This is a genomic window from Luminiphilus sp. nBUS_07 (assembly GCF_051201685.1).
Classification (GTDB): domain Bacteria; phylum Pseudomonadota; class Gammaproteobacteria; order Pseudomonadales; family Halieaceae; genus Luminiphilus.
On record NZ_CP179213.1, the window covers coordinates 1,429,601 to 1,456,597 of the forward strand.

General features: G+C 52.1%; 28 protein-coding genes and 1 tRNA gene. 11 read left to right on the forward strand and 18 right to left on the reverse strand.

Going from position 1 to position 26,997, the window contains the following annotated elements; translation table 11 throughout:
- Positions 1-13: 13 nt before the first annotated feature.
- From egtB to pspF, 3 genes are all read right to left on the reverse strand, one after another.
- Entirely contained in the window at positions 14-1,261 is a 1,248-nt protein-coding gene (gene egtB, locus ACMAZB_RS06325; RefSeq protein ID WP_435219855.1) for an ergothioneine biosynthesis protein EgtB, read from the reverse strand.
- A 179-nt stretch (positions 1,262-1,440) separates the two neighbouring features.
- Complete coding sequence (locus tag ACMAZB_RS06330) at positions 1,441-2,904, reverse strand: NAD-dependent succinate-semialdehyde dehydrogenase (protein WP_435215398.1); 1,464 nt, start codon at positions 2,902-2,904, stop codon at positions 1,441-1,443.
- Between the two features lie 275 nt (positions 2,905-3,179).
- Positions 3,180-4,241, reverse strand: a complete 1,062-nt coding sequence (pspF, locus tag ACMAZB_RS06335) for a phage shock protein operon transcriptional activator (RefSeq protein ID WP_435219856.1) — start codon at positions 4,239-4,241, stop codon at positions 3,180-3,182.
- A 229-nt stretch (positions 4,242-4,470) separates the two neighbouring features.
- Here pspF and ACMAZB_RS06340 point away from each other — a divergent pair, with 229 nt between their 5' ends.
- From ACMAZB_RS06340 to ACMAZB_RS06375, 8 genes are all read left to right on the forward strand, one after another.
- The gene (locus tag ACMAZB_RS06340) at positions 4,471-4,656 is read left to right on the forward strand and encodes a hypothetical protein (RefSeq protein WP_435215402.1); all 186 of its coding nucleotides are present in this window, start codon (positions 4,471-4,473) and stop codon (positions 4,654-4,656) included.
- A 15-nt stretch (positions 4,657-4,671) separates the two neighbouring features.
- Positions 4,672-5,373, forward strand: coding sequence for a phage shock protein PspA (gene pspA, locus ACMAZB_RS06345; RefSeq protein WP_435215404.1), 702 nt, complete (start codon positions 4,672-4,674; stop codon positions 5,371-5,373).
- A 72-nt stretch (positions 5,374-5,445) separates the two neighbouring features.
- Positions 5,446-5,694 carry an envelope stress response membrane protein PspB gene (gene pspB, locus ACMAZB_RS06350; protein WP_435215405.1) on the forward strand — a complete coding sequence of 83 codons (249 nt, stop codon included), beginning with the start codon at positions 5,446-5,448 and terminating at the stop codon, positions 5,692-5,694.
- Complete coding sequence (locus tag ACMAZB_RS06355; protein WP_435219857.1) at positions 5,694-6,152, forward strand: PspC domain-containing protein; 459 nt, start codon at positions 5,694-5,696, stop codon at positions 6,150-6,152. Before pspB ends, ACMAZB_RS06355 begins: the two co-directional genes overlap by 1 nt.
- 132 nt (positions 6,153-6,284) lie before the next feature.
- A complete protein-coding gene (locus tag ACMAZB_RS06360; RefSeq protein ID WP_435219858.1) occupies positions 6,285-7,124 on the forward strand; it encodes an alpha/beta fold hydrolase in 840 nt (279 codons plus the stop codon).
- Between the two features lie 105 nt (positions 7,125-7,229).
- Complete coding sequence (locus tag ACMAZB_RS06365; RefSeq protein WP_435219859.1) at positions 7,230-8,096, forward strand: universal stress protein; 867 nt, start codon at positions 7,230-7,232, stop codon at positions 8,094-8,096.
- Between the two features lie 80 nt (positions 8,097-8,176).
- Positions 8,177-10,324: a polyphosphate kinase 1 gene (ppk1, locus tag ACMAZB_RS06370; protein WP_435215413.1), complete on the forward strand. Its 2,148-nt coding sequence runs from the start codon at positions 8,177-8,179 to the stop codon at positions 10,322-10,324.
- Positions 10,325-10,328: 4 nt separating this feature from the next.
- A complete protein-coding gene (locus ACMAZB_RS06375) occupies positions 10,329-11,237 on the forward strand; it encodes a DUF808 domain-containing protein (protein ID WP_435215414.1) in 909 nt (302 codons plus the stop codon).
- 139 nt (positions 11,238-11,376) lie between these two features.
- On the opposite strand, the gene ACMAZB_RS06380 is transcribed toward ACMAZB_RS06375, so the two are convergent.
- From ACMAZB_RS06380 to ACMAZB_RS06425, 10 genes are all read right to left on the reverse strand, one after another.
- Positions 11,377-12,075: a DUF429 domain-containing protein gene (locus tag ACMAZB_RS06380; RefSeq protein WP_435219860.1), complete on the reverse strand. Its 699-nt coding sequence runs from the start codon at positions 12,073-12,075 to the stop codon at positions 11,377-11,379.
- A gap of 70 nt (positions 12,076-12,145) precedes the next feature.
- Positions 12,146-12,427, reverse strand: a complete 282-nt coding sequence (locus ACMAZB_RS06385) for a hypothetical protein (RefSeq protein ID WP_435219861.1) — start codon at positions 12,425-12,427, stop codon at positions 12,146-12,148.
- A gap of 146 nt (positions 12,428-12,573) precedes the next feature.
- The gene (locus ACMAZB_RS06390; RefSeq protein ID WP_435219862.1) at positions 12,574-13,434 is read right to left on the reverse strand and encodes a WYL domain-containing protein; all 861 of its coding nucleotides are present in this window, start codon (positions 13,432-13,434) and stop codon (positions 12,574-12,576) included.
- A gap of 2 nt (positions 13,435-13,436) precedes the next feature.
- Complete coding sequence (locus tag ACMAZB_RS06395; protein ID WP_435219863.1) at positions 13,437-14,783, reverse strand: pyridoxal phosphate-dependent decarboxylase family protein; 1,347 nt, start codon at positions 14,781-14,783, stop codon at positions 13,437-13,439.
- A gap of 51 nt (positions 14,784-14,834) precedes the next feature.
- Positions 14,835-16,043: a multidrug effflux MFS transporter gene (locus ACMAZB_RS06400; protein WP_435219864.1), complete on the reverse strand. Its 1,209-nt coding sequence runs from the start codon at positions 16,041-16,043 to the stop codon at positions 14,835-14,837.
- 7 nt (positions 16,044-16,050) lie between these two features.
- Positions 16,051-16,404: a hypothetical protein gene (locus ACMAZB_RS06405; RefSeq protein ID WP_435215426.1), complete on the reverse strand. Its 354-nt coding sequence runs from the start codon at positions 16,402-16,404 to the stop codon at positions 16,051-16,053.
- A 121-nt stretch (positions 16,405-16,525) separates the two neighbouring features.
- Positions 16,526-17,383 (reverse strand): glutathione-dependent disulfide-bond oxidoreductase, encoded by an 858-nt coding sequence (gene yghU / locus ACMAZB_RS06410; RefSeq protein WP_435215428.1) that lies wholly within the window; start codon positions 17,381-17,383, stop codon positions 16,526-16,528.
- A gap of 163 nt (positions 17,384-17,546) precedes the next feature.
- Positions 17,547-18,449, reverse strand: a complete 903-nt coding sequence (locus tag ACMAZB_RS06415) for an alpha/beta hydrolase (protein ID WP_435219865.1) — start codon at positions 18,447-18,449, stop codon at positions 17,547-17,549.
- A 141-nt stretch (positions 18,450-18,590) separates the two neighbouring features.
- Positions 18,591-19,121, reverse strand: a complete 531-nt coding sequence (locus ACMAZB_RS06420) for a VOC family protein (RefSeq protein ID WP_435219866.1) — start codon at positions 19,119-19,121, stop codon at positions 18,591-18,593.
- Positions 19,121-19,765, reverse strand: a complete 645-nt coding sequence (locus tag ACMAZB_RS06425; protein WP_435219867.1) for a carboxymuconolactone decarboxylase family protein — start codon at positions 19,763-19,765, stop codon at positions 19,121-19,123. Before ACMAZB_RS06425 ends, ACMAZB_RS06420 begins: the two co-directional genes overlap by 1 nt.
- 288 nt (positions 19,766-20,053) lie before the next feature.
- Here ACMAZB_RS06425 and ACMAZB_RS06430 point away from each other — a divergent pair.
- The 3 genes from ACMAZB_RS06430 to ACMAZB_RS06440 all read left to right on the forward strand — a co-directional run bounded on the left by ACMAZB_RS06430 (position 20,054) and on the right by ACMAZB_RS06440 (position 21,886).
- Positions 20,054-20,130: transfer RNA gene (locus ACMAZB_RS06430), tRNA-Arg, on the forward strand.
- Positions 20,131-20,682: 552 nt separating this feature from the next.
- Positions 20,683-21,597, forward strand: a complete 915-nt coding sequence (locus ACMAZB_RS06435) for an SPFH domain-containing protein (protein ID WP_435219868.1) — start codon at positions 20,683-20,685, stop codon at positions 21,595-21,597.
- A 1-nt stretch (position 21,598) separates the two neighbouring features.
- Positions 21,599-21,886 (forward strand): NfeD family protein, encoded by a 288-nt coding sequence (locus ACMAZB_RS06440; protein ID WP_435219869.1) that lies wholly within the window; start codon positions 21,599-21,601, stop codon positions 21,884-21,886.
- 227 nt (positions 21,887-22,113) lie between these two features.
- Here ACMAZB_RS06440 and ACMAZB_RS06445 read toward each other — a convergent pair whose 3' ends face one another.
- The 5 genes from ACMAZB_RS06445 to ACMAZB_RS06465 form a co-directional block, all read right to left on the reverse strand.
- Positions 22,114-22,659 carry a paraquat-inducible protein A gene (locus ACMAZB_RS06445; RefSeq protein WP_435219870.1) on the reverse strand — a complete coding sequence of 182 codons (546 nt, stop codon included), beginning with the start codon at positions 22,657-22,659 and terminating at the stop codon, positions 22,114-22,116.
- Positions 22,660-22,721: 62 nt separating this feature from the next.
- Complete coding sequence (locus ACMAZB_RS06450) at positions 22,722-23,441, reverse strand: hypothetical protein (protein ID WP_435219871.1); 720 nt, start codon at positions 23,439-23,441, stop codon at positions 22,722-22,724.
- Positions 23,442-23,526: 85 nt separating this feature from the next.
- Positions 23,527-24,582: a DUF7802 domain-containing protein gene (locus ACMAZB_RS06455; protein ID WP_435219872.1), complete on the reverse strand. Its 1,056-nt coding sequence runs from the start codon at positions 24,580-24,582 to the stop codon at positions 23,527-23,529.
- The gene (locus ACMAZB_RS06460; protein ID WP_435219873.1) at positions 24,575-25,420 is read right to left on the reverse strand and encodes a metal-dependent hydrolase; all 846 of its coding nucleotides are present in this window, start codon (positions 25,418-25,420) and stop codon (positions 24,575-24,577) included. Before ACMAZB_RS06460 ends, ACMAZB_RS06455 begins: the two co-directional genes overlap by 8 nt.
- A 103-nt stretch (positions 25,421-25,523) precedes the next feature.
- Entirely contained in the window at positions 25,524-26,807 is a 1,284-nt protein-coding gene (locus tag ACMAZB_RS06465) for an amidohydrolase (RefSeq protein WP_435219874.1), read from the reverse strand.
- Between the last annotated feature and the right edge of the window lie 190 nt (positions 26,808-26,997).

The following is a 26,997-nucleotide window of genomic DNA, read 5'->3' on the forward strand; positions in this document are numbered from 1 at the left end:
TCGGAGGTCGAGATCATAAATTATTAGCCGTTTTGGCAAGTCGTAGGCCGGTAAATTGCCAGCGGTCTGCTGGATAAAAAAAGTTTCTGTAGTGGAGTCGTCGTTGCGGCTCTGGGGTCGCAAAAGAGCTGCCACGCAGTACCCACTGGCTGCTCATGAACTTCCCGTTATATTCGCCCACCGCGCCCTCGTCGGGCCGGAAACCGGGATAAGGCCCGTAGGCGGATTGTGTCCATTGCCAGACACTGCCGAACCATCCCGGGTGGCACTTAGCTGCCGCTAAAGCGGCGGGGCTGGTTTGCAGCGTTTGTGCAGACGCAGCGTGCTCCCATTCAAATTCTGTCGGTAGCCGGCAGCCTGCCCATCGAGCATAAGCCTCGGCCTCGTAGCCTGAGAGGTGACAAACCGGCGCGTTCAGATCTAGGGGTTGAACGCCCTGTAGACCAAAGATCTGGTTTTGATCAAGCCAATGCAAGGGGCGCTGCCAATGTTCTCGGTTTACCGTGTCCCAGCCGTCAGAGAGCCACCACTGAGGGTCGCTATACCCGCCAGCCGCAATAAATTGCTTATATTCACCATTGGTCACCAGACGATCGGCAATGGCAAAGGGTTCAAGAAAATGACGGTGTCGAGGCTGTTCATTGTCGAATGAAAACCCCTCGGCACCGGCCCCAACGTCAACCAACCCACCGTCAAATGCGAGCCACGCCGCCGGATTGACGTTAGGAGATGCGGTTACTGGCGCTGCACTGTATGCAGGATGGCTTGGGTTGAGCGAGAAACTGTAGAGGAGGTCAGTCAGTAACAGCTCTTGATGTTGCATTTCGTGTTGGATGCCCAAATCAAGGAGTTGTAGTTGGCCTGAGTTTAAGTGATCGGCGTTGAGGCCTCGCAAAATTTGTTGGTCAACCTGTTCTCGCCACGTGCATATATTGCTCAAAGCGGGCCGGCTCAAAATGCCTCGGTGAGCCCTTGCGTGGGGTCGTCCGATACCGTTGTAGTAAGAGTTGAACAACGTATTCCAACTGTTTGGAATGCTGGGTTCTAGACCTAGTGGTTTGAGTAGGAAGGTCGAAAAAAACCAAGTAGTGTGCGCCAAGTGCCATTTTGGGGGGCTCGCAAAGGGCGCGCCCTGCACCATGTGATCTTCGGCGGATAAGTTTGAGCACAAGGTAAGCGAATCACTGCGACAACGACTAAAGGCCTCAATGCGTGCGCTTTGCTCCTGTGGATCAGCTGTGTTGGGCGCGCCTTGGAACACTAATTCGGGTCTCCAGTATTGCGCGCTTCGACTTCATTAATGCCTCCAGCGCGTCAAAAACTATAGTCTAAAACACAGCTGGAGCGCGGTCACCTAAGAGTAACTACGCCGAGCTAAAAAATCTCCGATGTAGGGACAGCGCCAGAAGGGTGGGGCCAGCGGCGCACAGAGGATTTACTTTATTGGTCTAGCCCGCCCATAAGCATGTATTTAATTTCCAAATAGTCGTCGATGCCATATTTAGAGCCCTCGCGTCCGGACCCTGATTCCTTGATGCCACCGAAGGGCGCCATTTCGTTGGAAATGATGCCTTCGTTGATGCCCACTATGCCGTATTCGAGGGCCTCCGCAACCCGCCAAACTCGCCCAATGTCCCTAGTATAAAAGTAGCTCGCCAAGCCAAATTCAGTATCGTTGGCGAGTTCAATGGCTTCAGCTTCGGTTTCAAAAGTAACGATAGGTGCGACGGGGCCGAAGATCTCATTGCGAAAAACCGGCATGTCGGGGCGAATTCCAGTCAGAATCGTGGGTTGATAGAAGCATCCTCCTAAGTCACTGGGTGCACCCCCAAGGGCAACCTTAGCGCCGGCCGCCACAGACTCTTGCACTAACTTATGCACGTCAGTCACAGCTTTGGCGTTGACTAGAGGGCCGAGATCAACGCCATCATCAAGACCGTTGCCGAGCTTAAGTGCTTCTGTAGCTGCAATCAGCTTGGCGGTAAATTCCTCGGCGATATCAGCTTGAACCAATATGCGATTTGAACACACGCAGGTCTGACCACTGTTGCGATACTTGGAGATTAAGGCACCTTTTACGGCACTATCAATGTCAGCATCATCGAAGACTATGAAGGGCGCGTTCCCACCCAATTCCATGGAGGTTTTTTTCAGTGTGGGTACACACTGGGCTTCCAGCATTTTTCCGACAGGTGTCGATCCTGTGAAAGAAAGCTTGCGAACCGTAGGGTTGCTAGTCAGCTCTTCGCCAATGTCTGCAGAACTTCCGGCCAGCACATTCAGGACGCCAGGTGGAATTCCCGCCTGGTGAGCTAATTCGGCAAGTGCTAGGGCCGAAAGGGGGGTTTCACTAGCGGGTTTAATGACGATGGTGCAGCCTGCCGCTAACGCCGGGGCTGCTTTACGCGTAATCATTGCATTAGGGAAGTTCCATGGAGTGATCGAGGCACAAACACCCACGGGTTGTTTGATGCAGACAATCCTTTTGTCACTGCTAGGGGCGGGAATGACATCGCCGTCTACACGCTTTGCCTGCTCGGCATACCACTCAATATACGATGCGCCATAAGCAACCTCGCCCCGAGATTCGGCAACAGTTTTGCCTTGCTCCAAAGTCATGATTTGGGCGAGATCTTCCTGATTCTCCATAATCAGTTCGAACCACCGGCGCATAATTTGGGCGCGCTGTTTGGCGGGGAGCTGACGCCACGAGACCATGGCAATTTCAGCCGCCTCAATAGCGCGCCTTGTTTCAGCAGCTCCAGCCTTGGCAACATTGGTAAGCAACTCTCCCGTAGCTGGATTTGTCACTGGCAGTCGGGCGCCATTATCGGCCGCAACCCACTCACCATTGATATAGGCCTCGGTGCGTAACAGCATTGGGTTGGACAGTTTAATGGTCATGGTGGCACTCCTCGCCAGTGGCTTAAATGAATTGCGGCCAAGCTAAATGCGTTTTGGGGCTGCATGGCAGTAGCCTAACAGCTAAAGCATTGGGAAAAAGCTCCCCTTTAGCGGTGTTTTATTCGCGGGTTTTTAGGGTCGTTGGAGGGTATCGCCAACAGTCCTGATTTATAGGTAGTCGCAAAGTAACAGGCCCATGTTGAGTCCTGCGGCAACCCTTAGGGAGCTGATTCTTCAGTTGGAATCGAGTGTTTGAGTCCAGGCTTTGGAGTTATTTAGGAGCTCCTGACCGATCGTGTCCTCAGCTTATGTTTGCGCATTAGGCTGCGCATTTGGTCGTAACTCAAACTCAATAATTGGGCGGCGATTTTTTGGCTCTGGTTGGCTTCCTTCAAAGCACTGACCAGCCAGTCATATTCAATGTCATGCAGTTGCTGCCGCAAATCAGCTGGCCAAACGCGATCCTTAGATCTGGCCACTTCCGCCACTTCTGCTATTTCAGTGTTTGCAGGAGTGCTGTGCTCATCTTGTAGATTGTGTGTTGCTGATGGGTCATTTTGGTTGAAGGTATGGAAAGGATTGATGACGACAGACTGAACAGGGGTTTCTTGATCTCCCCAGCGGTATACAGAACGCTCTACGACGTTTTTGAGCTCTCTTATATTCCCTGGCCAGCTATATGTCATTAGGGTTTTTAAAGCCGTTTCGCTAAAGCCCTGAAAAAGTGGCCACCCGAGCTCAGCGACCATTTTTATGGCGAAGTGTTGAGCGAGCTCAGCGATATCGTCCTGTCGTTCGCGTAGCGGTGGCAGGCGTACAACATCGAAAGTCATTCGATCCAATAAGTCCCATCGAAACTCCCCCGCATCGGCCAGCCTCGGTAAGTCGGCATTGGTAGCCGCTATGATTCGCACATCTACCTGCAGCGTTTTGCTGCCTCCCACGCGCTCGAATTCACCATATTCGATGAGTCGCAATAACTTTTCTTGCAAACGAAGTGACATAGTCCCGAGTTCGTCGAGAAATAGGGTGCCCTTATCCGCCCGTTCAAAACGACCTATATGCTGCTTGGTGGCGCCGGTGAATGCCCCGGCCTCGTGTCCAAAGAGCTCGCTTTCGAGCAGCGTCTCTGCAATGGCGCCGCAATTAATTTTGACAAAGACGCCCGACCATCTCGGTGATAAAAAGTGTAAGCGTTCAGCGGCGAGCTCTTTGCCTGTGCCCCTCTCACCGAGAATTAAAACGGGCCGGTCAATCGTTGCCAGGGATGATAGGTGGTCTAAAGCCGCCATCAGTGCGCTGGACTGGCCGATCATGTTTTGTTGAATTTTATCCATGAGTAAAATATACCGTATAACGGTGTAAAAAACCTTTAGTAAAGGTAACTTTAACCTTAATTGCGGATTAAACCGCTTTCGCGGCGCTTTGAAATATTTAAATGATTGTTTTTAAACAATAAATTATTTTTGGCACATAGATCGCTAACTACAGGGTGAAGGCGCCGGAGTGGCCGGTTCCTCGAAGGGCGGGATGCCCTAACTACCAAGGTATTAAGGATAGGAAAACATGGACGCTATCGACGAACGCTTCGCGGTATACACAGTAATCATTCTCATCTGCAGTGCAGTGGGTGCTTTGGTGGGTGGTTTTGCTGCTGCATTAACCCTCGCACTCATTGTTTGTGGTGTTGAGTTGGCCTACTGGTTTGGGCGGGTCATTGAAGGCACCGACCACTCTGGCGCCGAAAGTTAAAACGGGAGAACCATCATGGGTATTTTTTCACGTATGTCAGACATCGTTAACTCCAACATCAATGCGCTGTTAGACAGCGCAGAAGATCCAGAGAAGATGATTCGACTGATTATTCAGGAAATGGAGGACACCTTGGTTGAAGTGCGCAGCTCCTCTGCACGAGTACTGGCCGATCGTAAAACTGCTGAGCGGAAACTCTTACGGGTTACGCAAGAGGTCAGCGATTGGGAAGAAAAAGCCAAGTTGGCGATCAGCAAAGGACGAGAAGATCTCGCCAGAGCAGCGCTGCAAGAAAAGCGTGCGATTGAGGAAGAGCTGGAGGCTAGCGGTGCAGAGCTGCAGTCAGCTGATGAGCATATCGAACAGCTCAACAATGAGGTTAGTCAGCTGCAGCAAAAGCTATCGGATGCTAAAGCTAAGCAAAAGGCAATAGTGATGCGCTCGCAAACGGTGCATTCACGAATGGCCGTGAAGCGACAGATCCACCGCAGTGAGCTAGACGAAGCCTTTAGCAAGTTTGACAAGTTCGAGCGCAGGATGGACAACCTAGAGGGGGAGCTCGATGCCATGGATTTAGGGCGTGAGGGTGGCCTGGCGGCAGAAATCGACGCTTTGCGTGACGACGACGCCCTCAACGAGGAGCTTGAAGCACTCAAACGCTCTATGCAGGGCAGCACCCCAAACAATGCTGAAAGTGCCGATGGCAGTGCTTCATAAACGTTGGGGATGAAAGCCCGTAGCTGGGTGATTACACTGACGACTTAATGCAATAGGGCAGGGAGCCACCGCATGAATGTTTTTGAATTGATGTTTGTACCGATGGTGCTTTTTATGGTGGTTGTAGCGCCCATCTGGATAACAATGCACTACCGAAGTTTGAACAGATCTAGTCGTAGCCTGAGTGAAGATGATCGACAGTCGCTCGATGAAATGTTGGCGACGGTCGATAAGTTGAGTCAGCGAATAGTGTCACTGGAGTCGATCCTCGATGCGGATCACCCCAATTGGCGCGAATCTGAAAAATCTAGGAGTCAATAATGCGCAGGGATAAGCGAGACAGTTTTGGAAGACGCCGAAAACGTGGTTGGGGTATGGATCTGTATCGCAATGCGTCTGAGGGACTCATTGGTGGCGTCTGTGCGGGATTGGCAGACCACTGGGGCGTGGCAACATGGATGGTTCGCCTCGCAGCGATCGCGTTGCTGTTGTTCACCGGGTCTTTGGCTTTTTGGGGCTATATCGTCGCCTGGATAGTTTTGTCGCCGCGGCCAACGCGCTGGGAGAATGGTGCCAGTGATGTCGAAGTGGAAATGGAGTACGACGAAGACCGTCATACCTATCGTAAAAAAACGGTATTTCATTACCCTGATTCGCCGACAGATCGCGTTCGTAAGGCGCAACAACGGCTTGATGAGGCGCTGGGACGGGTTCAATCTATGGAGCGTTACGTCACGTCTAGGCGCTATGACTTGAATCGCGAGTTTTCCAAGCTGTAAGGAAAGGAGGCAGTGCGCTCGAGATTCCTCGGGCGCTGATTTTTTGACAGGCAGGTAGCTGAGTAGTTGTGAACCTACTGTCGTTCTGAGTGCGTATGTTCCAAGTTATTCAAGAGATCTCATCCTCGTTGTATGCAAACCTTCACTGAATTATCTGCCGCAAGTACGGGTGATGCCCGTCCTTTGATCGTATTCGCCCATGCCAATGGGTATCCTCCCGAAAGTTATCGTCAACTCCTGACGCCTTTACTGGCGCATTTTCGGATTCTAACGGTGGAGCATCGTCCCTTGTGGGCAGAGGGGGCTGCACCGCGCTCGCTGGACTGGGAGGTATACGCCTCAGATTTGTTGGCAACACTCGAACGCGAAGTCGATGAGCCGGTGTTTCTTTTGGGGCACTCCATGGGAGCAACCCTTGGCATGCTCACAGCATTGCGTGCGCCACACCTGTTCCGCGGAATTGTGGCTTTGGACCCCGTGCTCTTGCCATTTAAATATTGGGTTGTAGGGCAGTTCCTGCGCGTTGTGGGTAAGGAATTGCCCATGATAAAAAGTGCGCTTAGGCGCCCGCACAACTTCGCCAGTTTTCAGGCGGCCCAAGAGTTTTACCGGGGCAAGCGGCCCTTCCGTCGAATCTCAGATGAAGTGCTCGCTGACTACGTACATGCCGGACATGCAGAGCGAGCAAGCGGGGACGTGGAATTGCGTTGGTCGGGTGCTTGGGAGGCTTGCGTTTATCGCTCGGCGCCCATGATGTACCGCCGCTTGCGTCGCTTGAATTTGCCGGCTTTGGCCATCGTGGGTCGCGATAGTGACGTTTTTGGCGCGGACAGCTTGGATATCTGGAACCAAATGAAAGATAGCCGTGGAGTTCATGAGGTCGACGGAGGGCACTTGGTTCCTCTGGAAAACCCACAGGTGTGTGCTGATTATGTGGCAGAGTTCATTCGACAAGAATGCGGCAATCTCTGACAGCATCTCATCAGTATTGGGCGCTTAAAGTTTTGTGCACAGCCAGCAGACCTGCCTATACTGGTTAGACGCTATAATGTAGCCGGTGTGAGATGAGGAATACTCATGAGTAAAATATTGATTGTTGCTGGCCTCGAAGACAAGTGTGCGGCAACCTCCAGAGGCTTGCAGCTCGCCGAGCTTATGGATTTGCAGGTTGAGGTAGTGGCTTTCGCATATGCCAACCTCAAGCGCTTAAAGCTTGATAAAAGCGGTATAGCTGACGTCAAACAGCGGCTGCTCAATCAACGACGTCAGGCAGTCGATGCACAGCTCGAGCGGCTTGTCGGGCCTGAGCACCGAGTAAAGGTTAGCGTCATCTGGTCTGAAAATGTTCATCCTTGGATTATAAAGCGAGCTGCGGGTGACTACGCAGCCGTGATTAAGGGGCGTCACCCTTCTGAATCGATGGGCTACACCTCTACCGACTGGCATTTGCTGCGTGAGTGTAAGGCGCCTGTTTTACTGGTCAGCCGACAGAAGTGGAAAAAGGGTAGCGCCATTATGGCGACGATAGATCTTGAAGCCACGGCCAAAGCCAAGCAGTCTTTAAACGCAGACGTTATTACGACGGCTCGTCATTATGCGGAGATGTTGCAAGTCGATTTGTCGGTATTGTGTGTCATCGACGTGCCGACTTTACTAGTGGACTTTGATCTGATTGATGCTCGAACCTACGCGAACGAACGAATGAAAGAGTTGCAGCCCGCCTTGGCGGCGCTGGCAAAAAAAACCGGTTTGCCAGTATCCAAGTTCAAGCTCAAGCGCGGGCCCGTAGCAAAGACAATCGTGTCCGAAGCCGCCGATTCAAAGGCGCAGCTGGTCGTAATGGGTACGGTGGGTCGTCGCGGTGTGCGAGCGCAGCTACTGGGTAATACCGCTGAAGAAGCGCTGCAGCTCTTGAAAACCGATACCTTAACGCTGAAGCCTTGAATCGGTGCTGCCGGGCACTAATGATCGCATTTGTTGAGTTGTGCCTATGACTTCCTAATCAAGGGTGGCGCCAATACCTTATGAGTCAGACCCCCATTGAAGATCTCTTGGCTGACCTTGGTGAGCCAGATACCTACCCCAGAGAGTTGAGCTGGCTCAGTTTTAACGCCCGTGTTTTGCAGGAAGCCCAAGATAAAGACGTGCCCTTAATTCAGCGAGTGCGCTACCTCGGAATTTTCTCCAATAATCTAGACGAATTTTTCAGAGTGCGGGTTGCGGAGGTCCGGCGCTTAATTTCTATGTCTAATGGTAAAAGCCGACAGCGCGCTGAAAAGTTACTGGCGGCGATTCAATACCGTGTGCTGACATTGCAGCAAGAATTTGAAGCCATTTATGTAAAGTTGCTGAGAGAACTCACTCGAAAGGGCGTCTATCTCATCAATGAAACTCAATTGCAGGAAGGTCAGCTGGCGTTTGTGGAAGCGTTCTTCCACAGCAAAGTAAAGCCAGAACTTGAACCCATCTTACTGAGAGATGATCAGCCTATCCCTCATCTGACTGATGAGTCGCTTTATCTTGCCGTCGATATTGAGACGACGTCAGGGCCCCAATATGCGCTGCTTGAGGTTCCTACTAAAAAATTGGGACGTTTTATTGAGGTTCCTGGCCGTAAGCACGGCAAGGGCAGCAAGGGTAGGGTGTTCATTGTGCTCGATAACATTATTAGAGCGTGCTTACCTCAGGTGTTTCGTGGTGTCTTTGAGATTGAATCTGTCTCTGCTTACTGTTTTAAGTTTTCCAGGGACGCTGAGCTTGAGATTGACTCCAGTATTAATGAGAGCTTGATAGCGAAAATGGCGTCGGGCCTTAAACAACGTCGCAGGGCAGACGCCGTGCGCTTTGTATTTGATGAAAAGATGCCAAGGCGGATGCTGGATTACCTGCGAAAGCGGTTTGGCTTTGGCAAATATGACAGCATGATCCCGGGGGCTCGATACCATAATTCAAAAGATTTTATGGGGTTTCCTAACCCGGGTTCTAAATATCTCGAGTTTAAACCGCGTCCCACGATACCGATTGCGCGATTAGAGGGTGATGGCAGTATTTTTGCGGCGATCCGAGAGCAGGATGTGTTTCTGTATTATCCCTACCACGCTTTTGATTACATCATTGACGTACTGAAGACCGCAGCACTGGACCCCGATGTCATTAAGATTCGAATTTGTTTGTATCGTGTTGCCGAAAATTCGCGGGTTGTAGATGCCCTGATCAATGCTAACGATAACGGCAAAGCAGTTCAGGTTGTCGTAGAGCTGGCCGCGCGGTTCGATGAGCAGGCCAATATTGCTTGGGCACAGCGCCTGACCGATACGGGAATTGAGGTTATTTTTGGGATTCCAGGTTTAAAGGTCCACAGCAAACTATTTTTGATTGAGCGCCGAGAGTCACAAAAAGTGCGCTATTACAGTCATATTGGAACCGGTAACTTCAATGAAAAATCTGCGCGTCTGTATACCGATTTTTCACTCCTAACCTTCGATCAAACCATTGGGCGTGATGTAGCGAAGGTTTTCGATTTTCTTAAATTTAACTACCGACGCCCCGATTATGAACAGCTGCTGGTGTCTCCACATAGCTCCCGTTCCGGTCTCATGGCCATGATTGACAGGGAAATTCAGCACGCGAAAGGGGGTTATCGCGCGGCGATGATTCTGAAGTGCAACAATCTGGTTGACCAGCAATTGTCTAATAAGCTCTACGAGGCAAGTCAGGCCGGTGTTGAAATTCGATTAATCATCCGAGGGATGTGCTCGCTGTTGCCAGGTGTCGAGGGCCTGTCAGAAAATATCGAAGCGATCAGTATCGTGGATCGGTATCTTGAGCATGCCAGAGTGTATGTATTTCATAACCGAGGCCATCCTGCTTATTATTTTGGTTCCGCCGATTTAATGACCCGTAATATCGACTTTAGAGTAGAGGTTTTGTGCCCCCTGCTTGATGTTAATGCGCAAAAAATGCTCCAAGATATCCTTGATCAACAATGGCATGACAATGTTAAAGCCCGAAGGCTCAATACCCATCAAGACAACGTATTGCTGTCCTCAGCAAAGCATATGGCTAACCTTCAATCTCAGGAAACAATCTACCGGTACTTGTCTACGGGTAAGCTTCCGCGCTATCCGAAGTCAAAAATGAGGCAACCATCAATGCGCCGCAGGAGAGGGTAGGTTTATGGCTTTTGGTAGTTTATTAGCGTTGGTCGACGATATCGCTGCTGTACTTGATGATGTCGCTCTGATGTCGAAGATAGCAGCAAAAAAAACCGCGGGTGTTCTCGGTGATGATTTGGCAGTAAACGCTGAGCGCGTACTGGGTGTCAGACCCGACCGTGAGTTGCCGGTTGTCTGGGCCGTCGCAAAAGGCTCCTTTATCAATAAGCTTATTTTGGTTCCGGCGGCGTTGGTGATCTCTGCATTTGCGCCGGCGCTCATCACACCATTGCTGGTGTGTGGCGGCCTGTATTTATGTTTCGAGGGCGCGGAGAAATTGCTTCATGGTGTTTCAGCACACTCGGAGGAAGAGGCCGCAGAGGTGATGCAACATCTGGCCGATCCTGACTGCGATCTGGCGCAGTTGGAGCGCGATAAAATTCGGGGTGCTGTGCGCACAGACTTTATTTTATCGGCTGAAATTATCGTGCTGACCTTGGGGGTGGTAGAGGGCCAGGAGCAGCTCACGCAGCTTATAGTCCTAGCGGGTATTGCAACGTTAATGACTATTGGGGTTTATGGCTTGGTGGCGTGTATCGTCAAGATTGATGACTTAGGGCTTTTGCTAACCCAGCGAGAGGGGCCAAGTTATTGGCATCGAGCTTTGCGCCGAGTGGGAGGGGCATTGCTGTGGTTTGCACCACGACTTATGAAAGGGCTTTCTGTGGTGGGTACCGTTGCCATGTTCTTAGTAGGGGGCGGAATTCTATTGCATGCGATGCCAGCGGTTGCCCATAGTGTCGAGCAGTTTTCGGCTCAGTTAGGTGGAGCGGCGATTGTGCTGCCGACATTGTGTGGCGGGGTATTGGGGCTCTGTGCAGGTTTTCTGACGGTTAAGGTGTTTGAGGGTTTTGCTGCGCTGCGCGGCTGATGTTTCGTTGTCCCGCGCTGACCGCTTCCAATCTGCTGGAGGCAAAAGCCGCTGATTTGAGGGCGAGGTTGAAACTTGTGGACACCCCGTAGCAATAAAAGTAGAGCAGAGGCGAATTCATGCAGTGGCTTGCACTGCCTCAGGACCCATAGTAGCAAATTTCCATGTTGAGACCTTTGCCGTCTTTTTCTGGTGTTGCAGGTAGCGTTTGAAATTTCCCGCACCGGACCATAAGGGCTAAGCAACAGGCGTCTAATATGTCGTCCGCGGCGACATCCTTGCGGCGCGTTGTGGCTAAAATATTCTCAGTCAGTGTCGTAACACGGTCATCAAGTTGACGCAGCAACGCCAAACGCTCTTGAAATCCTTCCGCTGTTTTCTTTTTATGACACAGCGAGGCGCCATTTATCGCGTTAAACGCAACTTCGGGGTGGGCCTCGCGTAAAAGCACGCTGGGGCTGGAGGTTTTCCGGAGCCAACCGTCAACTTCACGAATCTTTGGCAGCAAGTAATAAGATTGTTTGCTGAGTCCGCTGCCGCTTTGTTGGCGATTGAGTGCATTAGCCTCAGGGTAATCCTTGCCTTTGAGAGCGAGCCGAGTTGGTGTTGGAAACACAGAGCTCGAGAATTTACGCCCCAGCATCTGGCGAGCTGCCCGGTCACACAATCTAGGGCCTTTATCAGACAGTCCGATGGGCATATCGATAAAGGCATGTGTTGCGGCTGGTACCGTGAGTAGATCGCTGAGTGTGGTGCTGAAAAGCCAGCCCAGCTCGCTCGGGCTGTACCAAACGCCAATCCAGCCCCCTCGGCAACCATCAATGCCCAAAACTCTCATTCATCACCCCAAAAAAACGGCCCACCGAAGTGAGCCGTTAGTTATTTATCGCTGATGATGATGCCGGAGTTTAGCGGAAGTCGCCACCGCGGACGTTGTAAAAGGGCTTCGTTGAGCCGTCCTGCTCAATCGACATGAATTGAGTGTGCTCGGGGTTCTGTATGACCACTTCAATATCTTGGAAGAGCGGTCGACGAACGAACGCTAGGGTCCATCCAAACTGACTCTTTGCGGTAAGCGTTACCGATTGCTCAAAGCTCAGTAGATTCTCGAGTTGGTCTGGAACGGCAGGTTGCCTTCCGCGACGTTCGGAGGTTGCGCTGTGTGTGGGAAGCGCTGCTGGTGAGTTCATGTAACACTCTAACTCTGGATGCTAATGACCTTTCAATCTAACGAATTGTCGCTTTGGCACAAAGTTAAACCGCTGGTTAGTGTGAGGGTCGTCACAAAACTATGAAAAAAGCGCACTTTCACTACTCTGTTGGGGGCGCTCACAGCCTAGAACAACCAGGCTGCCACAGCAGTTCGATTAGCAATAACCACTTGTTGGGCCTTGGGGTCGGTTAAGGGGTCCCCTGTGTGAACATTCAGCAGCTGCAACAAGTAATTTGCCAACCGGGCTCGGACATGAACGTTTAAGTAGCCATCAGTCATTCCAAAATCTGTCGCGACCACATCTTGTTGGGCGTCTGAGAGACGAGGGTCGGGCTTGAGTACTAGCTCGATCGTTTTATGCCAGTCGTGATCATCATCACTATGTTGAGTTGCTTCGCCCAGCAGTTCTGGGATTCCTCTAAATCGGCTTAGGACAAAGTCACGAAACCCTTGATTTTGTTCGCACCAACCCCTGACGTGCCAGCGTAGCCCAGTCCAAACAAGGGTATGGGGGGCAATGATGCGGCCTTCTCGGCTGGGGTTATTGAGTGATACGTAGTCGACTTCCAAGCGCTGCTGTTCACGAGCTGCTTGTAGCAGAGGGCGCAGCAGTTCCGGAGATACGGGACGGATTGGAGGCTCTAAAACTTCAGTATTTGCATGGGGTAGGGCAACAGAGGAAAACGTGCGGTGCAGTTCACTGCGATTGGCGAGCAGTTGGAGATACTCTTCTGCGAGACCCTGGGTAACGGTGGGCTTGAAGTGGGCGTTGGGTTCATAGCCTTTGAGAAACTTGTCGTAGCGAAGGTTTTCGGGTGCCACGCTTCGGTTGTAGGTATTGATGTCCTTGCTGGCTTGCTGCCGCCCAATGCCAAAGGTTTCCACGAGGTGACGAGTGGTTAGCCGACCCTCCCACAGGGCAATACATTCAATGAACCGATACCGTAGTAAAAGATCCCATCGATAGGGGAGGGCCTGTTCCATGCTTACAAGGTATCTAAAATCATACGGATGTCATCGATGCCGGTGCGGGGATTAACAATACAAAATCTCAGTACTGTTTCGCCTTCGTGCTTGGTTGGGGTGACGAACCCAAGTCCATCCTGAAGCAGCTTGTCGCTCCATGCGCTGTAATCTTCAGGCATCCACCCGGGGCGCCTAAAGACACAGATAGAGAGCTGTGACGGAACAACCATTTCGAGGTTAGGGTGCTCGTCAATAAGCGTGGCGGCTGCTTTAGTCACCTCAAGACTCCGCTCTACGGCATCTGTGTAAGCGCTGGTCCCATGCGTTGCCAAGCTGAACCACAGCGGCAGCCCTCTCGCACGCCGAGATAAATGGTGGGCATAGTCAGAAGGATTCCATTCCCCGTCGTATAAAACTTCAAGGTAATCGCCTTTCTGCCGATGGGCACGGCGAGCAGTTGCAGGGTCTCGGTAAATCAGGGCGCAGCAATCGAAGGGAGCAAACAGCCATTTGTGTGGGTCAACGATAAAAGTGTCGGCCCGCTCTATGCCGTCATATTGCGCGCGAACCGAGGGCGCTGCCAAACCAGCGCCACCATAGGCGCCGTCCACATGCATCCATAGTGACTCTGCCTCGCAAACGTCGGCGATAGACGTCATGTCATCAATAATGCCCAGGTTAGTGGTTCCCGCGGTGCAAGCGACAGCAAAAAGTCGGCCACGATCCTCAGTGCTCAAGCTGTTAATAGTCTCCGCTACGTCTTTACCGGTGAGTTGGTGACCACCGGTTTCAACGAGGTCCGCATCCATGACGTGTGCCGCCTGAGCGATAGAGGCATGAGCACCTTTAGAGGACACAATAAGGCCGCGCATGGCACGTTTGCTGGCGTCTTTACGTCGCCATTCATGACGTGCAGCGGTCAGCGCTGAAAGATTCCCTGCAGTCCCGCCACTGACGAACACACCACCGGCCTCTGCAGGAAAGCCAGCGAGATCTGAAATCCAGCGCAAGGCCTGATTCTCAGCATAAACCGCCCCAGATCCTTCCAGCCATGTCCCGCCAAAGATGCTGGAGGCGCCAACAACCAGGTCGAATAAGGTGGCCGCTTCAGTGGGGGCCGCGGGTACAAAGGCAAGTAGCCTCGGGTGGTCCACTGACAAACACGCAGGCGCTAATACATCGGTAAACACCCGCAGGGCTTCTAAACCGCCTAAACCTTCTTCAGTGACCGTTTGCCCAGCCATTGCTTGCAGCTCAGATTCGGGCCTAGCCATGTCTAGGGTTGGTGGATCCATTCGCACTCTGTCGACGGCGTAGCGGACGATGGCCTGGGTGAGAACTTCCATGTCCTTATTGATTTCGTGCACAGTAATCTCCTATAAAATGGAGCCTATAAATAGCTCTGCTGATGTTACTTATTATCTGCCCCTTAATCGGATCCAGCTACTACCCCTTACGGGTATTTGTGCCCGTGCCAGCGGCAAGCCCAGCATGCCGATGGCGGCACAAATAAACATAATGCTTGTGACCGAGGCTAGTGTTCCATCGTAAAAATGACCGGCGATTACGCCCACCAGCGCCGCAACAGAGGACTGTGTGAAGCCAAAAACTGCGGAGGCGGAGCCTGCATGGTCGGGAAACAAGGACAGGGCCCCCATTGATGCGTTTGCGGAGGTGAAGCCAACGCCCAAAAACATAATAAAGGAACACCCCGCGAGCAAAATAATGGGCGTGTCGGAAAAGTTCGCGCCCAACGACTGCCCCAACGCTCCCAACAGTGACAGCGTGGTGCCCAGAGCTAAGGTCCGATTAATACCCAGACGAACAACAACACGTGCGCACAACAGGGCACCAACCATAAAGCCTGCCACGGTGACAGCAAACGCATAGCCAAAGTATTGAGTGGGCAGGTTAAACACATCCCCCATGAAAAATGAAACTGTCGACAGGTAGGCAACAATGGCTGAAAAAGCCGCGGTCCCGCAAATTTGATAGCCTAAAAAGCGTCGATTTTTTACGCAGGTTGAGAAATGTTGTAGCACGGGGACGATTCCAATTTTCCCCTGCCGGATGTGCGGTGCCGATTCCTCGAAACTGCGCAGTCCTAGCAGTACAAGCGCGGCGAAAAGGGCTAGGGATACGTAAGTAGCCCGCCAATTCACCAAGATAAGTAGCCACGCGCCCAATGTTGGAGCCATTAAGGGCACCACGGCCATGGCCCCAGACAGGATGGCCATCATTTGAGCCGCCCTTGGGCCTTCGTACCGGTCTCTGACAATGGCCCTAGCGATGACTGGACCACTCGCAGCGGATAGCCCCTGAGCCAAGCGAGCTAGCCACATGAATTCCATAGAAGAGGCCAATGCGCAGGCAAGCGAAGTGACTAAAAAAAGAACGGTACCTATCCTGACCACGGGCAAACGGCCGAAATAGTCAGATAGGGGGCCAAAGATAAGTTGTCCAACCGCGATGCCCAACATAAACGTGGATAGGGTGAGCTGTCCATCGGAGCTGGTGGCCCCGAACTCGGCGACTATCGCTGGAATCGCAGGTAGATACAGGTCTGTCGCGATGGCCGCGTAGGCGACCAGAGCGACCAATGTCGCGAAGGTGATTCGGTCCTTCAAATGATTATCAGTTGATTGTGGGTTCGGAAAGCTGGCAAATGGGGCATGACTCTGGAATGAAGAACTGCCCGTTCTCGGCATCCATAATGTCTAAACCTATCGCTTGATGATTTTGAAAGAGCGCGAACCGCATGACGTAAGTGGATTCGCTGCTACTCATTTGCACCATTTGAAACAGTTCAATGTCGGTTCGATTGTCGTTGGCTGTCCGAACCGCTACCTGCTCCATGTACTTCTGCGCCGCGGCGGGCTCCATTGGCACTAAAGGTTCTAAGAGAGCTTTCTCCAGCATTTTTGCCAGTAGATCTTTGTTTTCATCAGTAAACAGTGTGGCGCTTGCCACGTTATTCAAATCTGACACGCTCAACCCCCTCATTCAACTCGGTCAGTGCATCTGCAATTTATTGTTTTTATGAGTGCGCAGCGGGCGGCGAGTGTACCACCCTAAAGCCTGCGGGTCGCGGATGAATTAAACGAAAGGTTTAGCGCCAGTTAATGGTGTCGAAGTCGGTCTTGCTATGACGCTCCAGCAGTTGCTTATCTTCTCCCCCCCAGGCTTTATTCACGAGCCTCCCGCGCTTTGTTGCAGGGCGCTCGCTGATTAAGTTGGCCCAACGTTGAACGTGAACGTAACTCTCAACGTCAAGAAACTGGCCGGCCTCATAAAGCAGCCCCTTCGCAAGGGCGCCGTACCATGGCCAAGTGGCAATATCAGCGATGGTATACTCTTCACCGGCTAGATAGGTATGCTCTGCAAGTCGCTGATTTAAAAGATCAAGATGTCTTTTTATCTCCATGCTGAACCGGTTGATCGGGTACTCCATTTTGTAGGGTGCATAGGCATAAAAATGTCCGAATCCGCCCCCTAGATAGGGAGCTGAACCTTGTAGCCAGAACAGCCAGCTGAGAACTTCGGCCCGGGAGTCACTGTCCTTCGGCATGTAATGCCCAAACTTATCCGCAAGGTGCAGCAAGATCGCTCCTGATTCAAACACTCTCACGGGTTTGTCCCCACTGCGATCAAGAAGGGCAGGTATTTTTGAATTTGGATTGACGCCGACAAATCCGGATGTAAATTGCGCGCCTTCTTGAATGTTGATGAGCCATGCATCGTACTCAGCGTCTGCTACACCCAACTCGAGCAGCTCCTCGAGCATGATGGTGATCTTGACGCCATTGGGCGTCCCGAGGGAATAAAGCTGTTGAGGATGCTCTCCCACAGGCAAGTCCTTCTCAGACTGTGCGCCGGCTGTGGGGCGATTGATTTTAGCGAAACGGCCGCCAGATTCGTCATCCCATGTCCATACTGCGGGGGGTACGTATTCAGTTTCATTGGTCACAGCAGAGCTCCTTTTGGGCGCCTTGGAAATCATAGTTTGTGGGCAGCATACTGCGCACATTGTGTTGTATTTGCCACTCTGATTTTCTCGCAAACCTTAACCTAGCCATTTACGGCCAAGTTGGTAATGCCCCAGCCATCGGACTTGTTGCAGAAGACCAAGCTCACTGGTGCTGGGTGAGCAAAAATATCAGTACCTCGGGCAGTGTCTGCTCCCAGACCTGCCAATCATGGGCACCGTCTACGATACGAAGCTCCGCTGCATCAGGCTGCAGGTCGCGCAACTTCGTAAACAGGGCGGTGGCATGGTGGGCAATATTAAATTCATCATGGTCGCCGCTATTAATATAAAAAGGAACGGTGATGTTTTTGGCGATGTAATCGTCCCACAGGGCGGGGTAATTACTCCGTTGCCAAAGCTGCTCATCAAAGCGCTCGTCGGCGTCTAAAAACGCAGGATGTCTATGGGCCGATGAGTTCTTAGGCGGCAGCGGGACATAAGTGGCTGGACTTAGAGCCGCCGCAGCGCCAAATAGCTCGGGGTGCTTCAGTGCAAATCGCGTTGCGCCGTAGCCCCCAGCCGATAGACCTGCAACGAAACGTCCCGCCCGAGTTCGAGCTGTTGGGTAGCTGGCCTCGATATAAGGGATTAAATCTTCGAAAAATGCGTTTTCAGCGGACTCGTTGTGGCCATTGAGCCACCAGCTTTGAGACCCCGGCATGACAATAAGTGCAGGTGGAATTTTACCTGAGGCCATTAGTCGGTCGGCGGTGGATTTGAGGTTGCCATTGGCTAGCCAATCATTTTCTGAGCCAAAGGAGCCGTGCAATAAATAAATGACGGGGTATGGTGATTCCTGTGTCGGTTCTTGGTCGGGAATGTAGACCGTCAAGGGGTAGGGCGCCTGCAGCGCTTGAGAATCAATGGTGATGTGCACTACCGTCCCTGCCCGGGACAAGGGGCTGCTTAGCGCTAGGCCAAACCCTCCGAGAAGCAGCAGATATAAAGACAGTTGTTTGAGGGCGTAGGTCATCGTCATCATCAAGTAGTGAATGTATGAAAGCATAACGGCTTTTCAAGGGGCCAAACGTAAAAGGCCTCGAGTCTTGCGCATCTAGGGTGACGTAAGTGCGTCGCTTGAAGGCGCTTGGAGCGAGGCCTTATCGACATGTTGCGGCGTGTCGATGCATTAAAGTTGACAGGATAATTATTCAACCGTAGCGCGATGGACCTCGATACTTGCTGGAGGTGCAGAGTGGCTGATTTGATCGCTGGTAAGCGCTTTTAAAGCCAATTCCCGATCATCAGCGCTAAAGGCGCCAGTGGTCACACAAAACTCCACCATATTGCCGTTGGGGTCTTTCGTGTAGATGGAGTGGCACCAGTTATGGTCCACCTCCAGCACATTCAAACCAGCGCGCTGCCACGCTTCTTTGCGTTGATTAAGGCTGTCCAAATCTGGGGCATTAAAGGCGATGTGGTTGATCTGGTCGGGAACACCAGCGGCCCTTGACAGTGATGTCTCTAGGTTTTCACAGCCCGGGACCTCATGCAGCTCCCAAAAAGCGATAAAAGAAGAGTCGTCACCGGCCATTCGATAAAAAAAATGTTTTGCCCAGCCACCATCGGGCACAGGGCCGACTTCTACCTTTACCAATTCAAATCCCAAAACCGTTTCGTAGAAGTCATGGATTGCAGCCATGTCTGCCGCTGCCATGGCGAGGTGATGGTAAGCCACTAGTGCGTCTCCTTATCGATCATGGCCATAACGTCGCGGTTCGCAGCTTCCGTGGGCGCATTGATTTCAGTGATGCGTTCGTCCACGTCATCATATTCTAGGCGCAGTGCCCGAGCGATGGTGGCGTGCATGTCGTAAAGTGTTGTTATGTACGTGAGCTCCAATATTGCTTCGTCAGATAATGCTTTTTTGAGCTCGGTAAAGAGGCCATCGGGAACGCGGCCGCCTTCTAAGACTAGGGCATCGGTGTAGGCAAGGACCGACCGTTCAAGATCCGAGTAAACAGCACTGCTTGACCAGTGGGGAAGAGCAGCAATTTTATCCTCCGACAGGCCCACAGAGCGGCAAGATTTACTGTGCTGAGAGAACACAAATTGTGACCCTCTGGCATAGCCTGCCCGTGTTTGTGCCAACTCTCTCAGCTGCGGATCAATTTTGCGCTGGGGATCACGATAGAATTGAAAGCCCTGCAGGGCGTGCTTCAAACATTGGGGTACCAGAGCAAAAACCGTCCACCAGTTGCCGGGGGTTCCCGTAGCAGTGCCGGGTGTTGCCACGGGATCGCGGTCGCCGAAAATCAAATCATACATTTGGCGGGCAATGGGGTCTGCATCGGGTCGCGCGACTTGTCGGAGTCTGGGCATGATCAATCCCTCGGTTCTTATTGTGTCAAGCGTGAGGGTTACTCTGACCTCAAAGTTAGGCACTCGCAACTGCAATTGGATTGTTCGTTAGCCTCGCCTGCGCTGTCGCGAAGATTCGCCGTAGGAGGAGGCGAAAGAAAACTTCACGCTCAACCCAACTAAAATATAACTTGCTACGATGGGGTTGTCCCTTCAAATCGGCTCAGAGCTGTTTTCCGCCGAGAATTCGCCATTGTGCCTCCCTTCGAGCTTGACCTGAATTCTATGCATCCCTATGATCGCAGGCCTCCGCCCGTAGCTCAGCTGGATAGAGCACCAGGCTTCGAACCTGGGTGTCGGGAGTTCGAATCTCTCCGGGCGGGCCATTTCCTTTACTTCGCATGCTTGATCGATTGTTTCGTCCTAGATTGGTGCAACTAGGCTTCCGCCCACCTCAAAAGCTCGCCAATCTGCCAGCGCTCTCGCATTAGCCCCTTTTGAGCTTCTCGCGATGTCCTATGTGTTGAACCATGTCTCGGTATACAGCGATTTGAATTCTTCACTGTGTACTTTAGGGCTGCCGACAGGCGTTCACGCGACGTACTTCTTCGTTGCTACTTAGGTTGTAAAAAGCTCCCGCGAGCCGTAGCCATAATTCGAGAACTTTATCAAAAGTACAGGCACATACGCTTCTGGTTTGGCACCCCATGCTTAGCCTGATAATGTAGATCGCTGCTTAGTGCTTACGGAGGCCTTGGCCATGGATTCGATTCAAGGCTCTCTAACGCATGGTAGTGGCTGAGCTTTCCTCACAGTTGTAAGAGGGCGCAGAGTCGCTTCTAAGCCCAGTGATCGGGCAAGACCGAGGCCTTTACAAGGGGTACTCGCGATTGCTGATTCGGATGCTCGGGAAGCCAACAATATATAGGAGATAACATATGGATCTTGGAATCATCTTAACCTTGGCATTTTTTGCCTTTGCGATTTTAGTGGCGGCTAAGTCTGTTGCCATTGTGCCTCAGTCAGATGAATACGTGGTGGAACGTTTTGGTAAGTATCGTGAAACTCTATCTGCAGGAATCAACTTGCTGATTCCCTTTCTAGACCGCATTGAGCACAAGGTTGTGGTCTTAGAACGTCAGCTTGATGCCTTCGACATATCGGTTATTACCCGGGACAACGTTGAAATTGTTTTGGAAACCACGGTTTTCTTTCGGGTCATTGATGCTGCAAAGTCGGTCTATCGAATTCGGGACGTGCCACTGGCACTAAGAACGACCGCTGAATCTATTATTCGTAGCGCTGCGGGCAAATTAGAGCTCGATGATATTCAGAGTAGCCGCCAGCAGATGAATGACGAGATTCTCAAAAATCTGCGCGATGCATCAGAAGTTTGGGGCCTCGAGATTACCCGTTCAGAGATCACAGATGTCAGGGTCGATGAAGCAACCAAACAGGCCCAGCGTCAGCAGCTTAATGCAGAGCGGGAGCGTCGTGCGACGGTGGCCAAGGCAGAGGGTGAACGCTCGAGGGTAGAGCTCGAAGCCGATGCCGAGCTCTACGAGGCGACCAAAAAAGCCGAGGCTATAAAGCTGACCGCCGACGCCGATGCTTATGCGGTGATCAAAAAAGCCGAAGCCGATGCACAGCAAACAAGAATGATTGCCGAGGCGATAGCAGACAATGGACAGCCTGCAGTTGATTTCGAAATTTTAAAGCGTCAAGTCGATGCGATCGCGCAAATGGCATCTTCTGAAAATACCAAGACCATTGTGCTCCCCTCTGATGTTACCAAGACGCTGGGCGGGTTAGCCGGCCTCCAAGACGTATTACGACGCCCGGATGGAGCCTGAGATGAATTTACTACTTAGCTATGAGGTTTGGTTTATTGCAGCACTTTTGCTGGTTGCGCTGGACGTGGTGCTTGGGCTGGATTTTATTCTCTTATCCTTCGGCATTGGCGCGGCGGTTACGGGAAGCTCGTTGTTGCTAAAAGATGCCTTGCCGATGCCTTTTACCGGCAGCTGGGAGGCTTTGCTGACGTTCTTCGCCGTTTTTAGCTTGTTGATTCTAGTGCCGCTGCGCCGATGGACCAAAAAACCCGCGGCAGGGCAGGACGATACTGATATCAATAAATACTAGCAGTTACTTCTGTCGTCATGTGCTGGGCTGCTGTGGCAACACTCGAGGTCAAGCGCTTTCAAAATGCAGTGCCAGGGCCGCAGGGTGGCGAGCTACCAGTTCGGCGATTGAGTCGGTTGTTTCTTTATAAGGCTGGTTTTCGAATTCTTAACCCATGTGCTCGGCGGTGTCGTTGGTAAAGTGAGGCCCAGTGGTGGAGCAGCTTAACGGAGCACGCTAGGCACAAGCTACGCCTGGACCGATTTAGCGGGGGCCACCGCTGCAGTGGCTTCTAATGCTCCCTTGCATTCCTTCGCGGTCCAAAAGCTGAGCACGACAAAGCTAAGGAAGAAATAAAACCCCATCCCCAACTTAGACGCAGAAGCGGCCTGCACAAACTGTGCCTCGGTGAATAGCGTATTCATGGCGTCGGTATGACTTGCAATCAGCTGATCCATGCCGATAAAAGCCATGATAAGCGCGACGACAAAAACATCCGCCATCGACCATTTTCCAGAGTCGGTGGCTAACCATTTGAGTGCAGGGTGAGCAGAGCTACTCTTTGTTCGAAGTAGCAATACTATGGCAGCCAAACATTTGCTCACCGGGATGAGGACGCAAAATAACGTCATACCGGCGGCTAAAATAAAGAGCGAAGGCTGTCCGGTTTCGACAAGCAAAGCAACGAGGTCGCCCACACTTTTGTTTTGATACATCAGCAGTTGTTGATCAAAATATAGGCGTGCCCCGCCAATACTCATTTCGAATGGCTCGATGAACGCCTTTAACTTCATCATTGGCACCAAAATGCCGGGCACCAGTAAAGCCAAAATTGAAATGTTGAGTAAGCAAAGAGTCATCGCGCGTGGTGATACGGACCCTGGTTCATCGAGGGGGCGGAACGATTTATAACGATTAAAGATAGAAGCGCGAGTGCAAGGCACAGCCCTAGAAGCTTAGCTTGCTCTTGGTGTTGTTGCTGTGAGGCGTTTAGCTTTGCCACGCACTGAGCTGTCGTTTCACACTGTAGTAGACGATGGATGGATCGTGTTTGATCAATGGCTGCGGCATTTAAGTCTACGGACAGACTCTTGAGATATTGGCTCAGTGCTGATTCGAGGTCGGCCGCTAGTTCGCCTTGCTCGAGGTCCTCGACGAAGGCTTCTGCAATAGCCGGTACTGAGCTTTCAAGGGCGTCAAAATCTACCAGAACATCCAGAATAAATGCCTGCCCCATTGCCTGCAGCGAGTTGTTGATGGTTTTGGCGCTTGCCTGTTTTTCCCTGAGGGTGTCGCGGTACTCGACGATGGCGTTGTACAGCAGTTTTTCTGTTGCATCGATGAGCAACGCTTTGGAGCTCTGCTGCTCAAACAGGCGGTCAATTTCTTGCTTTCCAAGCTTTCCAAGGACTTCACCCCAGACCGCTGGGGAGGTGATGGTTCGCTCGCTGAGGGTAAGGGCCGATATCTGGTCCTCTACATTGCGCGCGGCATTGAGTTGTTGTGTAACAGCGACAGCCGCCCACCAAATAACTGCGGTTGCAATGACGCCCAACGTTATGAGGAATGATTTCATGGGTGGAGTAATACCTTCTGTTTCGACTACGGCTTTCAAGCCAATGCAAACTGTACTACGTCAAGGTACTGAATAACCCCAGAACCTATCGTCGCTTCCTAAAAAGGAAAAATAACCCAAAGGCCATACAGCCCAACACATAGGGTAGAGAACCCACCGGAAACCCTTGTGGGGTCAGGCCTTGAGTTGCCGCTAAGTAATCGGGCAAGGCGTATAGCCAGAGGCCGGAAAACGCGCTGAGGAAGAGCGCAAAATAGCCTCGAGAATAGTGCCAAAGCCCCTCGACAGAGAAAGCGGTAAGATGCAGAAATTGACGTAACGTGAGCCCTAGAGCCGCTCCTATAATGGCCACGGAGGCTAGCATCTCCAAGCGGGGCGTTAGGTCAATGCCCAGTACACTAAACCAGGTGTTGAGTGTGAGCAGCACGAAAATTATGGGTGTTAGCAGCCCGGCCAGCAGTGTTCCCAGAGCGAAGCCCCGAACACGAGGATTCCCCTTAGGGACTAAAATTTGGGTGGCAAGGGTCAGCGCAATGGGCCCTACAAAGGCAAAACTGACCATGCTGGAGACCGGCACCGAGGCGAGGGAAGAGGTGAAGTTGGGATAATTCCATGTCCACCAGCCATACTGGGGTCCAAAGTGATCAAAAATCTCATAGAACACATGGTGGACTACGCCTACGCCTAGTGCGCCAATAAGTGTCCCCCCGCGTTGGTCAAAGAGCCCAGCCTGCCTGACAAGGACGAAGGATGCGTACATGATGGCCGGGTAAAGTGCGAGGATATACAGGGGCGCTCGCCCAAAGAAGAACTGCACCGAAAACTCGTTATGAATGAAAAACAGGGCGTTGTCCGGTGCGCCCAGCTTCTCAGGAAAATATACGGGTATTTCCAGCGCCAGCATAAAAATGACCGAAGCCAGCCAGAAGCCCAGATAAATGGACTCGCCTGCCTTAAAGCGCGTCATGCTGTGACGCAGGCCCCAAAGTGCACCTAGGATGAGCAGCACCTCAATGACATTCATAGTCCAGTGGGACAGCGTCAAAGGGCTTTTTATGAAGGCCCAACTCTCAATGTTCTCGGGATGAAAGCCGCCAAGGCGCTCGACCAGTTGGGTGAAGGTGAGTGCTGTTTCAGTCACTGAGCACCGGGTGCTGCGGTTTGCCGACGATTTGAGATACATCGGCCCCTGCCTGCCAATGACCTAGCCACTCGTCGTAGTAGTCGGGTAAAGGCTGGTTCACACTGTCATGCCAAGGGAACTGTGAGGCTAGCACCCCGACGGCTGACCTAAGTTGCGCCCAGAGCGGTATACGCGCAAAGGGGTTATCTGAATAGGCGTTTTCTGGAACGTCTTTAACCAGCGATTCGAATTCACCTTTGATCATGTCAAACAGATCACGGGTATGCTTTTGAAACGCTCCGGTTTTTCGAATGCGATACCAATGGCTGCCTACAACGTGGTTGTAAACATCGTAGGCGGAGCTTCTATGCTCGATTTCTTCGCAAAAATGCCAGACAAATAGCGATGCCACTTGGGCATCGCCCTGTGCAAACAATGCGGCTCGGTGATCCAGTATCATTTTGAAAAACGGGGTGAAAATTGCCTCTAGGCCGCCCGCATAGGCTAAGTGATATTCCAACGGGTGGGTGTTGTAGACCTCGTCATAGCTAGCGAGGACTTTGTCGAGCACGCCCTGCAACGCGGGATACTGGCCTATGAGTGCTTTGGCATGGCGCATGTGTTTTTGGGCATGGATGGCTTCCTGCTTGCGAAAAGCAATGGCTTCTTCCATGACGGCTGGGTCGGTGATGTGCGCCTCGGCATCGCGCATTACCCGGCACATGTATTTTTCAAAGCCGACGACAAAGAACGTGATTTGGTTCATCAGCACAGAAAACGAGGGGTTGTCAGGGTTCCAAATAAATTTGGCCTGATCCACATCGAAGTTAATATGCCTGACGACTAAATCACTCACGGTGTCGCGTTGCTCCCTGTTGCCGATGCCTCAGACCATAGCGGTTTTGGGCCTCTGGAACCACTGCCGTGGCAATGGCCCCTAAGGTCGCAAAGGTTTAAGTCTAGTTGTCCGCCATGAAGTCGAGGGTCAAAGCGGTCAGTGCTCTGACGCCAACGGGAAGCGCTCGCTCATCGGCGTAAAAGCGGGGCGAGTGGTTGGGATACACCAAACTTGGATCCTCGGGTGCAACCCCCAGAAAGAGGAAGAGCCCGGGCGCCTCGTTCGCGAAATAGGAGAAATCCTCAGCTGTGGTCGTTTGCTGCGCTTCAATAAACTGACTGCCTGCTACCCCCCGCAGCGTTGGCGCCATTTTTTGATAAAGCTCGGGGTCGTTGCGGGTTACGCCGTAGCCAAGATCGATATCAACCTGGGCCTTAGCGCCTGCCGCCTCGGCAATGTGAGTGGCTGTTCTACGAATGCGTTCATGAATGTCCAGACGTGTCTCGGCATCGAAGGTGCGAATGGTGCCAATAAGATCAACCGACTCAGGAATAATATTGCTGCGAACCCCACCGTCGATTTTACCCACCGTTACAATCGAAGGCGTGAGTGTGGCGTCTAACTGACGCGAAACAATGGTTTGTAGCCCAAGAACGATTTGACTGGCTGTGACGATAGGATCAACTCCCGCCCAGGGCACCGCGCCGTGGGTCTGCTTGCCCGTGACCGTAATTTTATAGCTGTCAGAGGATGCCATGAGGCCGCCGGGGCGGGTTGCAATAACACCTGCAGGGTAGGGGAACACATGCAGTCCAAAGACTGCATCTGGGAGCACCTCATCGAAGGCGCCCTCCTGGAGCATAAGCTCGGCGCCACCTACAGTGCCATCGGGAGTGCCTTCCTCCGCAGGCTGGAATAAAAAGAGGACTGTACCGGGTAATTCATCGCCCATGCCGGCGAGCACTTCGGCTACCCCCATTAATATAGCGACGTGGTTGTCATGACCACAGGCATGCATGACGCCAACATCTTGGCCTAGGTATTCGCCCCGTGCCTTTGAGGCAAAAGGAAGGTCTACCAACTCGGTGACAGGTAGGCCGTCCATATCAGCACGCAGCGCAACAACGGGACCCTCACCACCTTTGAGTACGCCGATTACGCCGGTGTGGGCAACCTCGGTTCGCACTTCCATGCCGAGCTCGCGCAAATGCTCTGCAATAATGCCGGCGGTCCGAAACTCCCGATTGCCCAATTCAGGATGCTCATGTAAATCCCGACGCCAAGAGACAACCTCGGGCATGACGGCCTCAACACGGCGCTCAACAGACTCGGCCAAATCAGCTGCGGCGACGGGTGTAAGCAATACTGCAAAGGAAATTGTGGCGATGCGTGCAAATAAGCTCATGGTGTTGTGCCTCTAATTTCGCACGAACAATACTGTTCGTTGGACGCGTTTTATATGACTGTTGCTCAAGCAGCGTCCGCGCATAGTCACCGCACGCTGTCTAATGGCTGTCACAACCTTGCCAGCATCACTGCTACTCGGCAAGGCAGCAGAAAATCTTAGATTAACCGAGCCTTAGCCATTGCAAGCT